The organism is Algibacter sp. (genome assembly GCF_049667265.1).
In the GTDB taxonomy this organism is placed as follows: Bacteria; Bacteroidota; Bacteroidia; order Flavobacteriales; family Flavobacteriaceae; genus Algibacter_B.
In genome coordinates this window covers 1-2,197 of sequence record NZ_JBATHX010000170.1, presented here as the reverse complement: position 1 = coordinate 2,197, position 2,197 = coordinate 1, and the positions used below count along the sequence as shown (strand labels likewise).

Annotated in this window: 3 protein-coding genes; all 3 read right to left on the bottom strand. The window is 32.9% G+C overall.

Annotated features, from left to right (window positions below):
* On the bottom strand, positions 1–655 hold a 655-nt coding region (locus WBN21_RS06280), incomplete at its 3' end, for a CorA family divalent cation transporter (RefSeq protein WP_424198513.1).
* 32 nt (positions 656–687) lie between these two features.
* On the bottom strand, positions 688–1,245 hold the full coding sequence (locus WBN21_RS06275; protein WP_424198511.1) for a mechanosensitive ion channel domain-containing protein: 558 nt from the start codon (positions 1,243–1,245) through the stop codon (positions 688–690).
* 51 nt (positions 1,246–1,296) lie between these two features.
* Positions 1,297–2,197, bottom strand: a 901-nt coding sequence (locus WBN21_RS06270; protein WP_424198509.1) for a septum formation inhibitor Maf, incomplete at its 5' end; no start/stop codon positions are given.

The window sequence follows — 2,197 nt, the reverse complement described above, 5'->3', positions numbered from 1 at the left end:
GTATTTTTTGACTGATATCTTTATCGACATTTCCTGCAAAAATGGCGGTTTCAAAATCTTCAATTTTATCGCCCAAAACTTCAATAACGCTGAAATAATGGTCGACAATAGCATCCAATAAAACATAAAGTAAATAATCGGCTTGCATACTGCGAACACGCCCTTTATTTTGTTTTATGCGTTCTCGAACTTCATTAAAAACATCGCCTTCGGCTTCTTGAAACGAAAGCACATATTCTTTGCCTAAAATGAAACTTACTTGCTCTGATACGATGTTTTCATTCGCGTCATAATAAAGCATTTTTAAAACGACAAATAGATAATCTTCATGTTCATCAATTTTTGGTCGTTGTGAAATGTTTGCAATATCCTCAAGCACTAATGGGTGTAACTCGTAATGTTCTCCAATTTTCTCGATGGCATTTACATGATTTAACCCATTTATATTTATCCATGTTACGGTGCCTTCTTCAAAATCAAAGCATTCTTCAACATTTAATAACTCTCTTACAATGCAAGTGTCTTGATTATAGTCAAAGGCTTCAATAAATAATTTTTGATCTGGCTTTTCACCAGTATAAATAATACTTCCTGGTATTTGTCCAATCTTTTTTTTGGATATTTGAGATCTTACTTTTTTTATAAATTTTGCCATATTATTTAGAATACTTTAAATATATGGAAATTTTATATAGCATCAGCGCCATCGTCCTCAGCTGAAAAATCTTCAATGGCGTCTTTTTCAATAAGCGTTACCGCTTTTTGCAGCATGAGGTTATTTGGGTAAGTTACCAAATCGCCGTTTTCAATTCGTAAATGTAATTGGAAGGCACGGATATCTTCAATAATGGCTGTAATTGGGAAATCTTTATCGTGTATAGCAATTTTATCGCCCACTTTATAAGGGAAATTAAAAAACATAATAATTCCGGAAGTGATGTTGCTTAAAATAGACCAAATAGCAAATAAACCAATACCGATAACGGCAAAAATGGATGAAAAAATAACGGCTATTTCTCTGAATTCCGTTCCAAAAACAAAGGACTCAATAAGAAGTGCCACTAGAAACAATGCCACCGTAATATAGCGCCTAATTAGGCGAATTCTTGGCTCGTTAATATCATTTTTTCGCGCAACCTTAGTTATTGTAAAATGAATAGCAAATCTGATAATGAGTAATGAAAGTAGCACAATGCCAGATATAATTAACTCTTCTTGATAATTTTTTAAGAAATTTAAAAACATAATTTTAGTGATGAAATATTACAAAAATGAACAAGTAAATAAAAAGCAAATTTAATCTAATTTAAGCGTTTGTCTGAGTTTTTCATCATGAATACTTTTCTTTTGCCAATATGGAGATTTGATGGTTTTTAATTTTGTTGCTTTGGTGGTTAATACTTTAGCCTGACTCCCAAAACCACTTTTGAAAGTTTCTTCCCAACTTAAAATATCAAATGGAAACTCAGGGTTGTATGTTATTGATAAGGTTCTATTAAGTTCTGGGTAATTAATGGCATAGGTATTTCCTGTTAATGTTGCCGCAGCGCTATAAGGTTTAAGTTCAATATGGCGTAATCTTGAATATTCCAAAGAAGGAATGATGTTTAAATTTCCAGTTGGTAAAGATTTTGGGTCGATGCGAAGTTTTGTCCACAATTCGTTTTCTAAAATGGCTTGTTCTAGTTTGAAATTTTTATCGGCTTCACCGTCAAAATAGGAGTGCGACGTGATTTCAAATTGCCTTCTGTTATTAAGTTGCGTATACACATGGCCGCACCATTCTTGCATGGATAGTGACACCTTTAAAGCATGATTAGTATTTACTACGGGATAAAAAGTACTCTGCATAATGGAATATGGATATACGCCAGTAACAAAATTTTTAGTGGTATTCAGTTTTAAAATCGGGATGTTATTTGCGGTTTTAGTATCTGCTTTTACTTGGGTATCTGGAAGAAAATCTTCAGTTACAAAAACTAAAACAGCTTTTCCTTCTCGTATTTCACCGTACCGTGCTTGTTCTAATTTGTAAGATGAAATTTCGGCTTCGCCAGCATACCAATAGGCTTTAAATTCTGGCGATATTTTAGGTTTTTGGGTTATCGGTTTTTCTACAGTTTCAGGTTTTGAATGAACCGCTAAATTATTAGTTGATGTATTTTTTTTACAAGAGCCTAGTAATAACAGGCTTAAT

Bases quoted from the DNA above. Each gene is read 5' to 3' on its own strand.
- WBN21_RS06275 (WP_424198511.1), bottom strand. From the start codon at position 1,245: ATGTTTTTAAATTTCTTAAAAAATTATCAAGAAGAGTTAATTATATCT.